Source organism: Jatrophihabitans sp. YIM 134969 (genome assembly GCF_054456675.1).
This window is the reverse complement of record NZ_JBTJEQ010000001.1, coordinates 133996-148415: the sequence shown is the minus strand read 5'-3', so window position 1 is coordinate 148415 and position 14420 is coordinate 133996. Positions and strand designations below refer to the sequence as shown.

Here is a 14420-nt window from a genome sequence, read left to right as displayed (position 1 = left end):
TGAGCGGGACCCCGGGGCGTCTCAGTGCGGTTCGGGTTGGGTCAGCGTCCGTGACGGCTCCGGCACTGGCGACGACGTTCGCCCGCGGCACCAGCCGGCTCGCCACCCAGCTGGTGCGGTTCGGGTGGCAGCAGGCGGCGTCGTGCGTGTTCGCCGTCGCGGTGTTCGCCGGGCTGCTCGCGGCGTACCTCGTGCCGCTGCCGATCGCCCGGTACGACGCCCTGCTGATCTGGTGCGTCGTGGTCGCGCTCGGGTTGTGGGTGGCGCGGGTCGAGACCTGGCGCGAGGTGCTCGTGGTGTGCGGGTTCCACCTGCTCGGGTTGGGGCTCGAGCTGTTCAAGGTGCACGTCGGGTCGTGGTCGTACCCCGGCGACGCCGTGACCAAGGTGGCGGGCGTCCCGCTGTTCTCGGGTTTCATGTACGCGGCGGTGGGGTCCTACATCTGCCAGTCGTGGCGCCGCCTCGAGCTCCGGGTGACCCACTACCCGGCCGTCCTCACCACGATCGTTGCAGTGTGCATCTACGCCAACTTCTTCACCCACCACTGGATCGTCGACCTCCGCCTGCCCCTCGCCGTCGCAGCGCTCGTGGCGCTGCGACGGTGCGGCGTGCGGTTCACCGTCGGCGACGCCCGCTACACGATGCCGCTCGTGCTGGCGTTCGGCCTGATCGGTGTGTTCCTCTGGCTGGCCGAGAACATCGCCACGTACCTGGGGGCCTGGCGCTACCCCGACCAGGAGGACGTGTGGCACGTCGTGCACGCGTCGAAGATCGGGGCGTGGGCGATGCTCGTGACCATGAGCTTCGTACTGGTCGCCACCGTCAAGGCCCAGGAGGGACGGCTCTACTCCCGCGACGAACCCACGGCGGACGCGACGAGTTCCGCTGTGGCGCGGGGGTCGTCGACCTCGACGACCAGGCGGGCGTAGTCCTCGTCGCGCAAGGCGATGACGACGGCCTTCTGCGGGTCGCGGACGTCCCAGAACACCTTCTCGCCGTCCTGCCGGAAGGTCCCGGCGGCGACCACGCGCGGGATGTGCGCGCCGGGGGAGCGGAAGCCCTTCGACTCGCGGGTCACGCCGGGGTCGGGGGTCGCGCCGCGGACGTGCCGCAGCGGGATGGTGAGCGTGCTCTTCAACGCCCAGAGCTTGTCCATGCCCTCGACCTCGACGACCAGGTCAGTGCCTTCGATGCGCACCTTCGCCATGTCCTCGTGCCTCACTTCGACTCGGTGGTGCCGGATGGAACAGGTCAGATCCCGACGCGTTCGGACAGCGCCGCCGCCGCGCGCCCCACGACGTCACCCGGGGCGCCGGCCCGTGACCGAAGGTGCAGTCCGACCAGGGCGGCGGCAAGACCGTCGGCGACGGCGCCGTCGGCCGGCGGGTCCGTGTGCAGAGCACCGGTCAGGGCGGTGAACACCCGGTCGACCTCGGCGGCGGCCACGGGGTCGGTGGGTGCGCGTTCGACCGCGGCGACGAGCAACAGGCCGAGGTCGACGTCCGGGGTGCCCGGTCGCGCGCCCTCGACCAGTGGGCCGCGCTCGGAGCCCGGCAGGGTCGCGATCCACGGCAGCAACTCGGCTTCGACGTGGGTGCGCAGGGCCCGGTGGAACAGCGCGAGCTTGCTGCCGAACACCCGGTACAGCGAGCCGCGGTGCACGCCGAGACCGGTCACGAGGTCGTCGATCGACGTTCCTTCGTAGCCGCGCTCGGTGAACAACCGGGCGGCCGTGGCCACCGCGTCGGCCTCGTCGAACCCTCGTTGCCGTGCCATGTGTCCACCGTAGATCAATGGGAACGAGCGGTCAAGAACGATCGTTCTCAATCGGCTGACGGCGTCCGGAGAGCAGCACCGCCACCACGACCAGTGCGGCCGTGACGGCGGCTGTGACCACCACACTGCGGGTGAGGTCGCCGATCGATGCACCTTGCAACACGTCGTCCGTCGCGGTGGTGAGCCGGCTCGGGAGCCACGGCGCCAGCGCCGACACCGTGCCCAGGACGGGGAGCAGGAGCAGAACGACCACGCCGCCGCCCGCCGCGACCGCCGTACCCGCCCCGGCGGCGGCGCCGACGGCCGTCACTGCGAGCAGGAACAGCAGGTACAGCAGGGCACAACCGGTCCCGATCAGGGTGCGGCCGGCATCAAGAGCACCGATCAGGACGACGGTCTCGTACCAGGCCACCCCCAAGCCGACGACGTAACCGAGCACGGCGGCGACACCGGCCGTCACGACGCGGGGGAGCACGAGGTCGGCCGCCCGGCGGGTGCGGGTTCGGTAGAACACCGCGAGTGCCGGACGCGCGTCGACACACAGGCCGGACGCCGCGGCGATCACCGTGACCAGTGCGCCGATCTGCAACGCGCTGCGGGCGTATCCGGCGATGCCGTCGGCGGGGACGGGGGTGGGGGTGATGACCTGGACCCCACGGCCGGCCGCGCCGGCGAACAGGTCGCCCGCGTACCGCGCGAGCAGCGGGCCCGCGACGCCGCACACCACGAACGCCACGCCCACCGCCACCCACCGGTGCGAGCGCCACCACCGCAGCCGTTCCACCCGCCACACCGTCATCGGCCGAGGCGGGGCCAGCGCGGTCATGCGATCTCCCTCGTCGAACCGGCCGGACCGTTGCTCAGTGCAACCGGAGGTGCGGGCGGGGCCGACGTCAACGCCCGGAAGGCGGTCTCGAGGTCGGCGTCGACCGCGGCGATCTCGACCACGGCCAGGCCGCTGTCGGCGACCGAGCGCGCCAGCTGGCGGCCGCCGCTGTCGGTGTCGGTGGTCGCGACCAGCAGGTGCCCCGGTCCGATGGTCTCGACCGACGTCACCCACGCCGCGCGCCGCAACCGGTCGGCGAGGACGTCGACGTCTCCGTGCACCCGCACCCGCCACACCGGCCGGACGTGGCGGGCCACCAACTCGTCGGTGCGTCCCTGGTAGAGGAGCCGGCCGTCGACCAGCACACCGACGCGGGGTGCGATGCGTTCGACGTCGGCGAGGATGTGGCTGCTGAAGACCACCGCGGCCGACGTGCCGATCTCCGCGAGCAGCGTCAGCACCTCGGCGCGACCGGTCGGGTCGAGCGCGCTGGTCGGCTCGTCGACCACCAGCACCGCCGGCTCGACGACCATCGCGGCCGCGATGCCCAACCGTTGCGTCATGCCCCGCGAGAACGTGCCCACCCGCCGCCCGGCCGCGGCGTCCAGGCCGGTGCGGTGCAACACCTCACGCACGATCCGCGCCGCGCGGGGAGCGTCGCCGTCGCCGCACACCAGCTGCCGGGAGAGCGCGACCGTCTCGGTGGCCGTCAGCCACGGTTCGAACTCGGCCACGTCCGGGCAGACGCTGATCCGTTCACGGGGGACACCCAGTTCGACCCGGCCGGAGTCGGCCCGGCGCAGGCCGGTGACCATCGCCAGCAGCGTGCTCTTGCCGGCGCCGTTGGGGCCGACCAGCCCGTACACCCCGCGCGCCGGGACCTCGAGGTCGACGCCGTGCACCCCGACCCCGCCCGCGAACTCGCACACCAGTGCATGGGTGCGCACCGCGGGCGCGCCCGGGGCGGCCGACGTGGCCAGGGGCGGCGGGAGGAGGGGTTCCGCAGCCGTGGGTGCCGACGGCTCGGTAGGAACAGAACGTCGTTCGCCGCGGCCGAACACCAGGTAGCCGACCATGCCCCACGGCAAGAACGCGAAGCACAGCACGACCCAGATCCACCGCGGCAGGTTCCGGGTGACCGGTCGCCGGGCCAGGTCGACCAGGCAGAACACCAGGGCGAGGCCGAGCACCACGAGCACCGGCGTCACCGCCGCCCACGGCACCGCGACCCGCGCCGGCATCAGCCGGTCACCCGCAACCGGTGCGCGCCGCCCGCCCCGCGGTCGGCCTGACCCTCGACCAACGCGGTGTACGCGGGGCAGCTCGCCAGCAGCGACGTGTGGTCGCCCGCTCCGACCGCCCGGCCGGCGTCGAGGACGACGATGTGGTCGGCGTCGCGCACGGTCGAGAGCCGGTGGGCCACCACGAGCACGGCCCGTTCGCGCGCGAGTCGTTCGAGCACGCCGACCAGACGACGTTCGTTGAGGCCGTCGAGCTGCGAGGTGGGTTCGTCGAGCAGCAACAGGTCGGCGTCAGAGAGCAGCGCCCGGGCCAGGGCCAGCCGTTGCCGTTGGCCGCCGGAGAGGTCGACCGCCCCGCCGACCACGGTGTCGAGGCCGAGGGGCAGCTGCTCGACGACCGCCCGCATGCCGACGTCGTCGAGTGCCGCCCACACCTCGCCGTCGTCGGCCCGTCGTTCCCGGCCGAGGCAGAGGTTGGCCCGCACGGTGTCCTCGAGCAGGGTGCACTGCTGGTCCACCAGGGCGATGCGGCGGCGCACCGAACCCAACGGCCAGGCCGTCACGTCGTGCCCGTGCAGCAGCACACTCCCGGCCGTCGGCTCGACGAACCGTTCGGCCAGCGCGAGCACGGTGGTTTTGCCCGCGCCGGAAGGCCCGACCAGCGCGGTCATCCCGCGCGCGGCGACGTCGAGGTCGACCCCGTCGAGGACCTGCTGGTCGTCGTACGCCGCGTCGACACCGCGCAGGCTCAGCACCGGTGCCGGGTGCAACGATCGGAGCGTCGCCGGATCCGAGGCCGCCCCGGCGTCCTCCCGTGGCAGCGACAGCACCTGCCGGATTCGGCCCAGAGCCGACAGCCCGACCTGTACCCGGGCCACCCCCGAGGCCAGCACGGTCAACGGCGCGATGAGCTGGAACAGGTACATGAGGAACGCGACGAAGTTCGGCGCCGACAGGGCCCCCGAGGCCAGCCGTGCGCCACTGCCGGCGATCACGCCGATGATGGCGATCTGCTGACCCAACCCCATGAACGGCGAGATGCAGGCCTGGGACCGGTCGGCCGAGATCGAGGCGAGGGCCGCGGCACCCGCGTCGGCGTCGACGGCGTCGGTGGCGCGGTCCTCGGCGCGGTAGGCCTTGATGGTCGAGACCGACCCGAGGGCGGAGGTGAGGGTGGCGGCCAACCGGCCCACCGCGACCTGCTGGCCGGTGGCGCCGCGCCGGACCCCGCGGACGAACACGGCGATGGCCACGCCGGCCACGACGAACGTGCCGATGACGATGAGCAGTAGCACCCAGTCCAGCAAGCCCATCACGACCAGGGAGACGGCGACGACGACGACCGAGACCGGCAGGGTCGTCACGCCGACGTCGATGACCGACCGCAGTTGCGCGGCGTCGTTGGTGACCCGGGCGACGAGTTCCCCGGTGCCGGCGGTGCGGATCGTCGTCAGCGGCAGGCGCAGGATGTGCGCGGCGATGCCGGTGCGCAAGCGTCGGATCCCCTGCTCACCCACCCGCCCGAGCAGGAACGACGACCAGGCCGAGCAGGCCGCCCCGCCGAGGACGAGCACGGCGAGCAGGATCAGCGGCAGCACCAGCGACGAACCGTTGCCCAGTGCAGCGACGAGGTCGCGGACCACGAGCGGGTTGAGCAACGAGGTGGCCGCGGCGACCAGGGCCAGGACGATGGAGAACGCCACCTGCCCGGGGTGGACCTTGAGGACGGACTTGGCACCGGCACCGGCGGAGACGCTCGGCCGGGCCGCGAGGGTGTGGCTGGTCATCGTGGTCTCCTCAGACCTCGGCGAGGATGTCGTGCAGGTCCTCGGCGGCGGCGTCCATGCCGTGCACCGCGGCCACGGCGGTGGTGTTGAGCACGACCTCGTCGACGCCCGCCGCGGCGTACCGCTGGAGTTCGGCGGTGATGTCGCCGGGCTTGCCGTAGACGAACACGCCCTGCTCGACCAGTTCGCGGGCGCCCGCGATCGGGTCGGAGGCGTCGACGTCGAGTCCGGCGCGCCGGAGCATGTCGGTGTAGTGCGGTGCGCGCAGGTGGTTGAAGGCGCCGTGCTGGGCCAGCAGCATCGCGTGCCGCCCGGGCCGGTCGACCGCGACGTGCACGACGGCGACCAGGCGGGGTCCGCCCTCACGCTCGGACGCCGCGCCCGCGATGACCGGGGCGACGGTGTCACGCAGGTAGTCCGGCGGCGTCAACCAGGTGATGGCGGCGTCGGCGACCCGTCCGGCCGCGCGCGCCATGGCCGGGCGCAGCACGCCCGCTCCGATCTCGACCGGCGGGTGGGCCATCGGTGGCAGCTTGGCGTCGACCTGGAAGTGGCGTCCGTGGAACTGCACCGGACCACCCGCCAGCAACGCGCGGGTGACGGTGACGAACTCCTCGACCACCCGCGCGGGGCCGGGCCACGGCGCACCGTGCAGGCTGGCCACGAAGTACGGATCCGCAGCGCCGTAGCCGATGGTGGCGGGCTGCCCGGTGAGGGCGGCGAGCGAGCGGGCCTGCAACGCGGCGTCGTACGGGTGCCGCAGGGCGGCGAGACCCACGGCGATCCCCACCGGGATCTCGTAGCCCGCGCCCGCGAGGTACGCGAACGCGGCGTGGCTCTCCACGTGCAGCGACTGACCGGTCCAGAGCCGGCGCGCGCTGCTGTCGCGCACCAACTGCGCGAACGGCACCATCTCCCGGCCGTGGGTGGGCTGCAGCGGGTAGAGCACCGAGAGTGTCGGCCGCGCGGTCACGACGCCACCGCCGCGAGCAGCGGCGACGAGTCGGGGGTCGCGACCGACGACGGCAGCGCTGGGGAGTCGGTGTTGCGGTAGGGCGCGGCCGGGTCGACCGAGGCCGCGACGAGGCTCGCCGCCACGGCGGCCCGCACCGCCGCGGGGTCGCCCGGTCCGCCCTTCTCGATGACGCCGACGACCGCTTCGGCCACCACCGCGCCGCGGTGCTGCCCGAAGCTCATCCGGTCCCACCCGGGACGGCCGTCGCGCGGATCCCACGCCATCGCCACGCCCGGCGCGACCCTGTGGGCCAGCGCCGAGGTGTCCGCCGCGAGCGCGTCGAGGTCGGTGGCCGCGGCGATGACGTCCGGCAGCACCGGCCAGGCCCGCTCGCCGAGGTAGACCACGACGGCGTCGCGACGCGGGTAGGACTCCCGCCGTGACAAGACCTTGGCGCGGTACGGCACGCGGGCGTCCTCGAGCGCGGCGAGGGTGGCGCCCCACACCCCCGGCGCGAGCGCGGCGGTGGGGACGTGCAGGTAGAGCCGGAGGATCTCGCCCTGGCCGGGCCCGCCGGTCGAACCGTTCACCAGCAGGAACCCCGGTGACAGCGACGGCCGTACGGAACCGAACGGGAGGGTCACGGCGTCGCCGGGGGTGGCGTGGCGCAGCCGTTCACCGAGCTCGCCGGCCAGGGGGACCCGGACGCGGACGCGGTGCAGCTCGACCACCACGCACTCGCCGTCGGGCCCAGCGCCGCGCGGACCGACCGTCACCTCGACCTCGGCGGTGTCGTGTGGAACTGTTGCGGCCAGCAACGCTTCCAGGTCGTGGTCGCGGCGGGGTGAACGCCGCCGACGGGCCGAGGCCTCGGGGCTGATGCCGGCGTGCCACTCCTCGTAGAGCGCGGTGGCGAGGGCGCCCCGCAACTGCTTCGGCGTCTCGCTCTCGACCGTGCGGTCCTCGCTCACTCGGATGCTCGTGCCGTCCTCGGCGACGACGAGCGCATCGAGCCGGGCGCTGATCTCCGGGGTCAGGTGGGTGCTCATCGGACCGCCCCCGTGTCGTCCGCGGCGGCGTCGACGTCGACCAGGCCGATGGTGGCGGCGAACTTCGCCGGGGTCAGGAGCGCGTTGCGTCCTACGCCCGCGGTCCCGCGTTCGACGTGGGTGAGCTTGGCGCTGAGCATGCAGCCGGCCAGCAACCGGTCGAACAGGTGCCAGCCCGCGAACGCGACCACGCGGTCGGTGAAGCCGGGGTCGACCGGCGTGACGTCACCGCGCACCTCGCGGTACCCCGCCCAGAACGCGCCGATGTGCGGGCGGACGGAGGCCAGTTCGGCGTCGCCGCGGCGCATCAACGCCGCGTGCACCTCGCCGGGTGGCGTGGTGTCGTCGGCCTCGACGTCGACGAACATGCGGGAGACCGCGGTGCGGAGGAACTCCCCGACGAACCCACCGACGTCGTGCGCCGCGTCGGCGAGGCGGTACTCCTCCCAGTCGGTGAGGTAGAGGACGTCGTCCTGCAGCAGGAACTGGTCGAGGCGCAGGTCGCCGTGGCACGGCACCCGCGGCGCCGCGGCGGACGCCGTGGCGAGCACCTGAAGGCCCTCGAGCAGCTGGCGGTCGTGCTGGAGCAGCGCCCAGGCCTCGAGTTCGGCGCCGCTGCTGTTCACGTACGCCTCGACCGTGAGGGCCTGCAGGCTGTCGGCGAGCCGGGACCCCGAGCGTGTCGACGTCTCCTCGCCGACGGGTGCGTCCAGGGTGTGCAGGGCGGCCACGGCGCGGCCGGCCCGGCGGCACAACGCGACGTCGAACCGGCCGTCCTCGGCGAGCTCGTTGCCGGGGACGGCGTCGGGCAGGCAGGCGTAGGCGAGGACGTGCGACCCGGGGTCGGCACCGAGGAACTGCGGTGTGACCAGGTGTTCGGAGGCGAGACCGGCGATGAGCTGCTGGAAGGCGTCGAGGCGGGCGAACCGGGCGCCGGCGTCTTCCGTTGCGCCCTGCAACCGTTTCACGAACACGGTACGGCCGTCGGTCACGGCGCCCACGACGTTGTCGTTGCGTCCGCCCTTGACACGGTCGGGATCGACGAGGAATCCGTCGAGCCCGAGGCGTGCGAGGGCGGCGGTCACGAGGTCGGCCGTGGCCGTGAGGACGTCACGCTCCGGTGCTCGGGTGGCTGTCATGGCCTCGACGCTAGGGAGACCGGGCGGCGCGCGGCACCCGCAAGACCCTGTCTGACAGGAGTTCTGTGCCCTGTCAGCAAGGTCTGGTCATGTCGGCGGCCCGGGTGGGTGCGGTCAGCTGTGCAGGCGTCAGGACACCAGGTCCGACGCGGCGCCGGGCCCCGACCGGTCGTCACACCGGATGCCGCGTCGATCGACCGGCCACCACCGCAAGGAGTGAGCACCATGTCCGAAGACCTCATGAACGGTTACGCCGCGTACGCCAGCCCGAGCGCGATCGTGCAGGAGCGCGGCCCGCAGGCGGTCGAGCACCCCGACACCTCGATCTCGGTGTCGATCTCGTTGTCGCTCTCGGTGTCCTGGTCGTTCTCGTTCTCGTTCTGATCGCCCCCGTCCGTCCCGTCCCGTCCCCGTAGAGGAGTCCTGACATGTCCGAAGACCTCATGAACGGCTACGCCGCGTACGCCAGCCCGAGCGCGATCGTGCAGGAGCGCGGCCCGCAGGCCGTCGAGCACCCCGACACCTCGGTGTCGCTGTCCGTCTCGCTCTCGCTGTCCGTCTCGTGGTCGTGGTCCTGGAGCTGGTGACCGCACGCTGAGGGATCACGCCAGGTCAGTGGCGGGCACGGGTGACAAGCCCGTGCCCGCCGCCGTCTGGGCGTGAGCCGCTTCGCGTTCGGCGACCCAACGTGCGAGCTGGACCCGGGACCGCAGGCCGAGTTTGCCGAGCACACCGCGCATGTGGTTGACCACCGTCCACTCCGAGATGGCCAGCCGGCGCGCGGCCTGCCGGTTCGAGAGGCCGTCCGCCACGAGCAGCGCGACCTCGGTCTCGCGTGGGGTGAGGTCGGACCAGCACGCGAACCGGTCGTCGAGGGCCGCGACCGGTGCCGTGGGCAACGGTTCGGTCTGGGTCTCGGCGACCACTTCGTTCAGGACCACCGGCTCGACCGTCACGGTGGTGCCGCTCGCCACGGCGTCGCGGGCCACCGCGGCCAGCAGAGCCTCGGGGGTCGTGGCCCGGCCGCGGGTCCACGCCGCGGCGAAGTCGACCGGGCCGAGCACCTGCGACATCCGCCGTTCGAACCCCGCCACCACGAACGCCGGCTCGTCGTGCCCGGTCGGCATCGTCTGCCGCTCGTCGACCATCGCGCCCAGCAGTTCGGTGACCCGGAGCCCCCGTGCGCGGCTGTTGGACTGCACGCAACTGCCGACGATCTCGGCGATCTGCCCGAGGGTCACGGCGAACCCGAGCTGCCGCAGGTGCACCATCGCCCGCGACCAGTACTCGTCGGCGCTGACGGCGTCGTCGATCGCGGCGTGGCACCCGGCCAGGCGCAGCAGCGCGGCGCCGGAGGACAGGTGGTCGCCGCGGCGGCGGGCGTCGGGCAGCACCGTGCGGCACAGCGCCGCGCCGTCGGCCGGGCGGCCGTCGAACAGGCAGTGCAACGCGGCCATGAGGACGGCGCGGTCGGCTTCGGCCGGGCGGCCGGCGGCCCGCAACGCGTCGGCACCCCTTAGCAACACGGCCTCGTCCCTGGAGCCCGGCGCCGTCAGGGCCAGCACGCCCTCGGTGACGAGCACGTCGGGTTGCTGTGCGTCGGTGGCGAGCCGGCGGCCGCGTTCGAGGGAGTGCGCGGCGAGTTCGGGTTCCCCGAGCCGGGCCTCGGCGTCGGCGAGGGCCAAGCCGAGGCGGACGGCGTGTTCGGGGTCGAGGGCGTGCTCGACCTCGGTGAGCGCCTCGACCTGCTCCTGCACATCGAAGACCAGCCCGAGGGCGCGCCAGTAGGTACGCAGGCCGAGAACGGCGTCGACGGCTCGGGTGGGGTCGAGGTCGCGGGCGCGGGCGAGCGCCGCTGTGATGTTGGCGTGCTCGGCGTGCAGCAGTGCGAACCCGGTGGCCTGCTTGCGGCTGTCGAGCAAGGCCAGTGCGCGGGTGACGACGTCGAGGTGGTGCAGCGTGCAACGGTCTGCCAGGTGGTCGTCGTCCTCGGGTGACGTGACCGCGGCGGCCACGGGCAGCGCCGTCACCGGGACGTGGAAGCGGGCGCGCACCAACCCGCCCGGCCCGGCCGAGCTCTGCTCGCTCGCGACCAGCAGACCGAGGTCGACGAGCTCGGCCGTGGCGCGGTCGAGCCGGAGGACGGACAGGCCGGTGACCCGGGCGAGGGCCTGCCGGCCGATGCCGTCGACGCCGAGCGCTGCCGTGCTGAGCACCGCTCGCGCGTCGGGTGACATCGCGGTCGCGACCTCGGCGGTGTCGGCCAGGCCGTGCTCGACGCGCGACTGCGTGAGCAGGGCCGTCACGGTGGGGGAGCGGGTGGCGTCGGGCGAGGTGGCGAGGTCGGCGTCGACGGTGGTGAGCAGGGCGCTGGCCACCCGCAGGTCGCGCGGCACACCGCGGAAGTGGGCGCACAGTGCCGCGGCCTCGGGCAGGGTCTCGGCGTCGAGCTCGAACGACGGTTGCACGGTGCGCCGGGCCGCAACCAGCAGGGCGACCGCCGGCACCCGCAGCGCGGCGTCGACGTCGAGCAGGGAGTAGTCGGTGGGAACCGGGAGTGGGCGCACCAGGTGGGTGGCGTCGACTCCGCTGCCGGCGCGGCGGTCGGTGACCAGGACGGTGCGGCCGGGCGCGCGTGCCGCCTCGATCCGGGCCGCTCGCTCGGCAGCGTCGAGCCGGTGGGCATCGTCGACGAGCACGACGTCGGCGCCTGGGCCGACCAGGTGCAGCAGTTGGTGGGCGAGGCGGCTCTTGCCCACCCCGGGCTCGCCGACCAGCTCGACGACCTCGACGTCGGGCCGGTCGACCTGCTCCCGGAGTGCGGCGAGCTCGGCCTCCCGCCCGACGAAGGGCACGTCGGATCCGACGTCCGAGCCTCTCGAGCGCAGCGCAGGTGTCAACACGCGGCCGATCCCCTCCGGCCTCCGCTCCCCCCCTTGAGAGCGGGTCACCCCGACCACAGACCGGACAAAGCCCGCGAACGTGACCGAAGTGTGACCTCTCTGGATCGTTGCACACGAAATGGTCACGTGACAGGGCTGTTCGGTGATCGAACGAGGTCCTTACACAGTGAAGCTCTCTCGTACATCTGCGTTGATGCGTTAGGTTGTCGGAGCCGTGGGGTGTGATGCCGGGGTGGACTTCGAGACGCACCCCGTGACGCCGTCGCGGTTCGAGGACTTCGCCGACGTGATCAACCCGAACCGCCGCGCCACCCATTGCTGGTGCCTGTCGCACCGGCTCAACGCGCCGGAGATCGAGGAGTTGGGCCACGGCAGTCGCGAGGAGGTGGCCCGGGCACTGGGCCGGCGCCGCAACCCGCCGGGCGTGGTCGGCTACGTCGACGGCACGGCGGTCGGCTGGTGCAGCATCGGCCCCCGCGCCGAGAACCCGCGCCTGGCGAAGTCCAAGCTCATCCGCCCCCTCGACGACGTCGCCGTCTTGAGCGTCATCTGCGTCGTCATCCGGGGCGGACGCCGCAAGCGCGGCTACACGACCCCGCTCATCGAGGGCGCCGTGGCCTGGGCGGCGTCCCGCGGCGCCCCGGCCGTCGAGGCCTACCCGGTCGACGCCGAAGGCGGCCGGATCGACACCACGATGGCGTTCGTCGGCACGCGGCAGATGTTCGAGAAGGCGGGGTTCGAGGTCGTCGGCCAGACCGATGCGCTGGCCTCGAAGCGGCCGCGGCTGATCATGCGGCGGACGCTTTGATCGAGCGCCGCCCGCCTTCAGCTCGGTTCCGGCGCTGCACCGCCCGGCCCGCGCGCGGCCCCGCGACGGAGCAGCTCGAGTGCGTGGGCGAACCAGTCGCGGAAGGTGTAGCCGTCGTCGCGGGGGTCGTAGCCGGAGTGCAGGGCGAAGATCCATCGTTGGTAGTACTCGTCCTCGGTCAACTCCGCAGCCAGTAGGTCCTCGAAACCACCGATCGACGCTGTGACGTCATCTTGATCCTCGTCTCGGAGGAAGGCGGCGATGGCTTCCTCAGAGGTGGCCCCGTACAGGGTCCAGTCCTGCCCGAGGTACGCGCTGGTGAGGATCTGGAATCCGGTCACGACTGGCATCTAGGGCTCCGGGAAGGCGGTGAAGACGAACCAACCCTGCGAGTTGCGGCGAAGAGTGACACGCAGGTTGAGGGGAACGATGAAACGCTTCGAGTCTCGCAGATACGAGCGGCCGGCACCTGCCGGCAACGGGCCGGTCAGGCGGAGCTCCGCTTTGTGACCGCGGAGCCACGCCTGGATCTCTGCCAGGTGGCCCGCGATCACACCCGAGATGGCCACCGTGGCCGCGGCCATCGACGTGAAGGTCGACGCGATCGGCTGGTCGGTGCGTCCGGTCAGGTAAGTGTCGGGCTTCGCGACATGCCGCCTGATGACATGTGCAGAGGGGTTGTCCCGGTCGTTGGCCTGGAGGTCGAGGGGTGGGACGCCGGCGTCGACCAGATCGGTCACGGCTTGCAGCAGCTCCCGCTGTTCGGTGACCTTTTGCAGCGAGGCGAGGACGCTTATCACCCGCTCGCTCACACCCGCGAGCAGGTTCTCGAAGGTCACGACCTCTTCGGCGAGCCGCGAGATGTACCGACTGATCCGGACGACGGCGATCGCCACCCGGCCGCCGGCGACGGTCTGCGTCGGGATCTCCGCCAGCCCGGCGGTCGGGCCTGCTGCGAGGGCACCGGCGGCCTCGATGACCGCCTCGGTGGCGAGCAGTTCGACCAGTTCGGTGATCACGTCGCCGTGCATCTGCTGGATCGCGCTCGCGTACCCGCCGCACGCTTGCGCGAGCAGTTGGTGCTCGCCGGCCAGGGTGCGCAGGGTGTTCTGCAGGTTCGAACACAGCTGCAGCGCGTAGGGAATCTCCGGCGACTTCTGACCGGACAGGTCCGCGATCGGACGGGAGAGCCGGTCGGCCTCGTCGGTCAACCGGAAGTGGGCCGAGAGCCAGCCGTTGGCGACCTCGCGCAGCTGGTCCGGGTGGCCCGCGGGCCACACGACCGCCAGCGCGTGCGCGACGAGGAACCATCCCGGCGGCGGGTCCACCGGTGTGCCGTCGGCGCTCGGTGGGGTCGACACCACGACGCTGACCCCGCGCCTGGTCACCGGTGTGCTGGGGTAGGCGGGAGGGCCGGCAGTGCTCGACGCGGCTGGAGTCGAGGCGGCCTCGGCGTCGTCGTGGTTGGTGGCGCTGGCCACGAGGCGGTCACCCACGACACCGAGCGCCTCGACCACGGTCGCGTCGGCGCGCAGGAGAGCGTCCGCGGCGGCGTCGTAGTCGCGCGCCCATGCGGCGCCGGTGCTGTCGACGCCCGCCATCCCGCCCGCGCCGTTGACCGCGGTGGCCAGTGCGGTCACGGCATCGCACACGGCGTCGTTGACGGCGAGGAACGCCTTCCCGGCCGAGGCGTAGACGTCAGGATCGACGTCGAGGACGGCAGGCACGATGACGACCCTGGTCGTGGTCGGCGCCGGGTTTCAAGGACGGATCGTCAGCTGTGGACGGCCGTCCACAGCTTCACCGCGGTCCTGGCGGTCGCCTCGTTGATCGGCTAGGTCGAGTTGGCCGTGGTGTCGACAGTTCACCGCTCGGCCGTGATGTCGGTTGTCTTCGCTCACGTTGAGCGTATGTCTCGTAGTAACGCTCACGTGCG

At 72.7% G+C, this 14420-nt stretch carries 15 protein-coding genes; 4 read left to right on the top strand and 11 right to left on the bottom strand.

Going from position 1 to position 14420, the window contains the following annotated elements; translation table 11 throughout:
• Positions 1-50: 50 nt before the first annotated feature.
• Positions 51-929 (top strand): DUF817 domain-containing protein, encoded by an 879-nt coding sequence (locus tag ACXR2U_RS00660; RefSeq protein WP_458822974.1) that lies wholly within the window; start codon positions 51-53, stop codon positions 927-929.
• Here the strand turns inward: ACXR2U_RS00660 and ACXR2U_RS00655 are convergent.
• The 8 genes from ACXR2U_RS00655 to lxmK are packed head-to-tail and all read right to left on the bottom strand — an operon-like array spanning position 845 to position 8773.
• Positions 845-1207 carry a hypothetical protein gene (locus ACXR2U_RS00655; protein ID WP_458822973.1) on the bottom strand — a complete coding sequence of 121 codons (363 nt, stop codon included), beginning with the start codon at positions 1205-1207 and terminating at the stop codon, positions 845-847. The two genes, ACXR2U_RS00660 and ACXR2U_RS00655, sit on opposite strands and share 85 nt — an antisense overlap.
• A 44-nt stretch (positions 1208-1251) precedes the next feature.
• Entirely contained in the window at positions 1252-1776 is a 525-nt protein-coding gene (locus tag ACXR2U_RS00650; RefSeq protein WP_458822972.1) for a TetR/AcrR family transcriptional regulator, read from the bottom strand.
• Positions 1777-1807: 31 nt separating this feature from the next.
• Positions 1808-2602, bottom strand: a complete 795-nt coding sequence (locus ACXR2U_RS00645) for a hypothetical protein (protein WP_458822971.1) — start codon at positions 2600-2602, stop codon at positions 1808-1810.
• Entirely contained in the window at positions 2599-3843 is a 1245-nt protein-coding gene (locus ACXR2U_RS00640; RefSeq protein ID WP_458822970.1) for an ABC transporter ATP-binding protein, read from the bottom strand. Before ACXR2U_RS00640 ends, ACXR2U_RS00645 begins: the two co-directional genes overlap by 4 nt.
• Positions 3843-5630: an ABC transporter ATP-binding protein gene (locus ACXR2U_RS00635; RefSeq protein WP_458822969.1), complete on the bottom strand. Its 1788-nt coding sequence runs from the start codon at positions 5628-5630 to the stop codon at positions 3843-3845. The genes ACXR2U_RS00640 and ACXR2U_RS00635 overlap by 1 nt, the downstream gene beginning before the upstream one ends.
• A gap of 10 nt (positions 5631-5640) precedes the next feature.
• Positions 5641-6603, bottom strand: coding sequence for an LLM class flavin-dependent oxidoreductase (locus tag ACXR2U_RS00630; protein WP_458822968.1), 963 nt, complete (start codon positions 6601-6603; stop codon positions 5641-5643).
• The gene (locus ACXR2U_RS00625; protein WP_458822967.1) at positions 6600-7634 is read right to left on the bottom strand and encodes a T3SS effector HopA1 family protein; all 1035 of its coding nucleotides are present in this window, start codon (positions 7632-7634) and stop codon (positions 6600-6602) included. Before ACXR2U_RS00625 ends, ACXR2U_RS00630 begins: the two co-directional genes overlap by 4 nt.
• Positions 7631-8773: a class V lanthionine synthetase subunit LxmK gene (gene lxmK, locus ACXR2U_RS00620; RefSeq protein WP_458822966.1), complete on the bottom strand. Its 1143-nt coding sequence runs from the start codon at positions 8771-8773 to the stop codon at positions 7631-7633. Before lxmK ends, ACXR2U_RS00625 begins: the two co-directional genes overlap by 4 nt.
• A gap of 225 nt (positions 8774-8998) precedes the next feature.
• Between lxmK and ACXR2U_RS00615 the strand changes: the two genes are divergently transcribed.
• Both ACXR2U_RS00615 and ACXR2U_RS00610 read left to right on the top strand, forming a co-directional pair.
• On the top strand, positions 8999-9157 hold the full coding sequence (locus tag ACXR2U_RS00615; protein ID WP_458822965.1) for a signal protein: 159 nt from the start codon (positions 8999-9001) through the stop codon (positions 9155-9157).
• Positions 9158-9201: 44 nt separating this feature from the next.
• A complete protein-coding gene (locus ACXR2U_RS00610) occupies positions 9202-9360 on the top strand; it encodes an LxmA leader domain family RiPP (protein ID WP_458822964.1) in 159 nt (52 codons plus the stop codon).
• A gap of 15 nt (positions 9361-9375) precedes the next feature.
• Here ACXR2U_RS00610 and ACXR2U_RS00605 read toward each other — a convergent pair whose 3' ends face one another.
• Entirely contained in the window at positions 9376-11628 is a 2253-nt protein-coding gene (locus ACXR2U_RS00605) for a LuxR C-terminal-related transcriptional regulator (RefSeq protein WP_458822963.1), read from the bottom strand.
• A 280-nt stretch (positions 11629-11908) separates the two neighbouring features.
• On the opposite strand from ACXR2U_RS00605, the gene ACXR2U_RS00600 reads away from it, so the two are divergent.
• Positions 11909-12484, top strand: coding sequence for an N-acetyltransferase family protein (locus tag ACXR2U_RS00600; protein WP_458822962.1), 576 nt, complete (start codon positions 11909-11911; stop codon positions 12482-12484).
• Positions 12485-12501: 17 nt separating this feature from the next.
• Here the strand turns inward: ACXR2U_RS00600 and ACXR2U_RS00595 are convergent, their stop codons facing one another.
• Together ACXR2U_RS00595 and ACXR2U_RS00590 are read right to left on the bottom strand one after the other, a co-directional pair.
• Positions 12502-12825 carry a contact-dependent growth inhibition system immunity protein gene (locus ACXR2U_RS00595; RefSeq protein ID WP_458822961.1) on the bottom strand — a complete coding sequence of 108 codons (324 nt, stop codon included), beginning with the start codon at positions 12823-12825 and terminating at the stop codon, positions 12502-12504.
• A 9-nt stretch (positions 12826-12834) separates the two neighbouring features.
• Entirely contained in the window at positions 12835-14211 is a 1377-nt protein-coding gene (locus tag ACXR2U_RS00590; RefSeq protein ID WP_458822960.1) for an RNase A-like domain-containing protein, read from the bottom strand.
• Between the last annotated feature and the right edge of the window lie 209 nt (positions 14212-14420).

Bases quoted from the DNA above. Each gene is read 5' to 3' on its own strand.
- ACXR2U_RS00655 (WP_458822973.1), bottom strand. From the start codon at position 1,207: ATGGCGAAGGTGCGCATCGAAGGCACTGACCTGGTCGTCGAGGTCGAG.
- ACXR2U_RS00650 (WP_458822972.1), bottom strand. From the start codon at position 1,776: ATGGCACGGCAACGAGGGTTCGACGAGGCCGACGCGGTGGCCACGGCC.
- ACXR2U_RS00645 (WP_458822971.1), bottom strand. From the start codon at position 2,602: ATGACCGCGCTGGCCCCGCCTCGGCCGATGACGGTGTGGCGGGTGGAA.
- ACXR2U_RS00640 (WP_458822970.1), bottom strand. From the start codon at position 3,843: ATGCCGGCGCGGGTCGCGGTGCCGTGGGCGGCGGTGACGCCGGTGCTC.
- ACXR2U_RS00635 (WP_458822969.1), bottom strand. From the start codon at position 5,630: ATGACCAGCCACACCCTCGCGGCCCGGCCGAGCGTCTCCGCCGGTGCC.
- ACXR2U_RS00625 (WP_458822967.1), bottom strand. From the start codon at position 7,634: ATGAGCACCCACCTGACCCCGGAGATCAGCGCCCGGCTCGATGCGCTC.
- lxmK (WP_458822966.1), bottom strand. From the start codon at position 8,773: ATGACAGCCACCCGAGCACCGGAGCGTGACGTCCTCACGGCCACGGCC.
- ACXR2U_RS00615 (WP_458822965.1), top strand. From the start codon at position 8,999: ATGTCCGAAGACCTCATGAACGGTTACGCCGCGTACGCCAGCCCGAGC.
- ACXR2U_RS00610 (WP_458822964.1), top strand. From the start codon at position 9,202: ATGTCCGAAGACCTCATGAACGGCTACGCCGCGTACGCCAGCCCGAGC.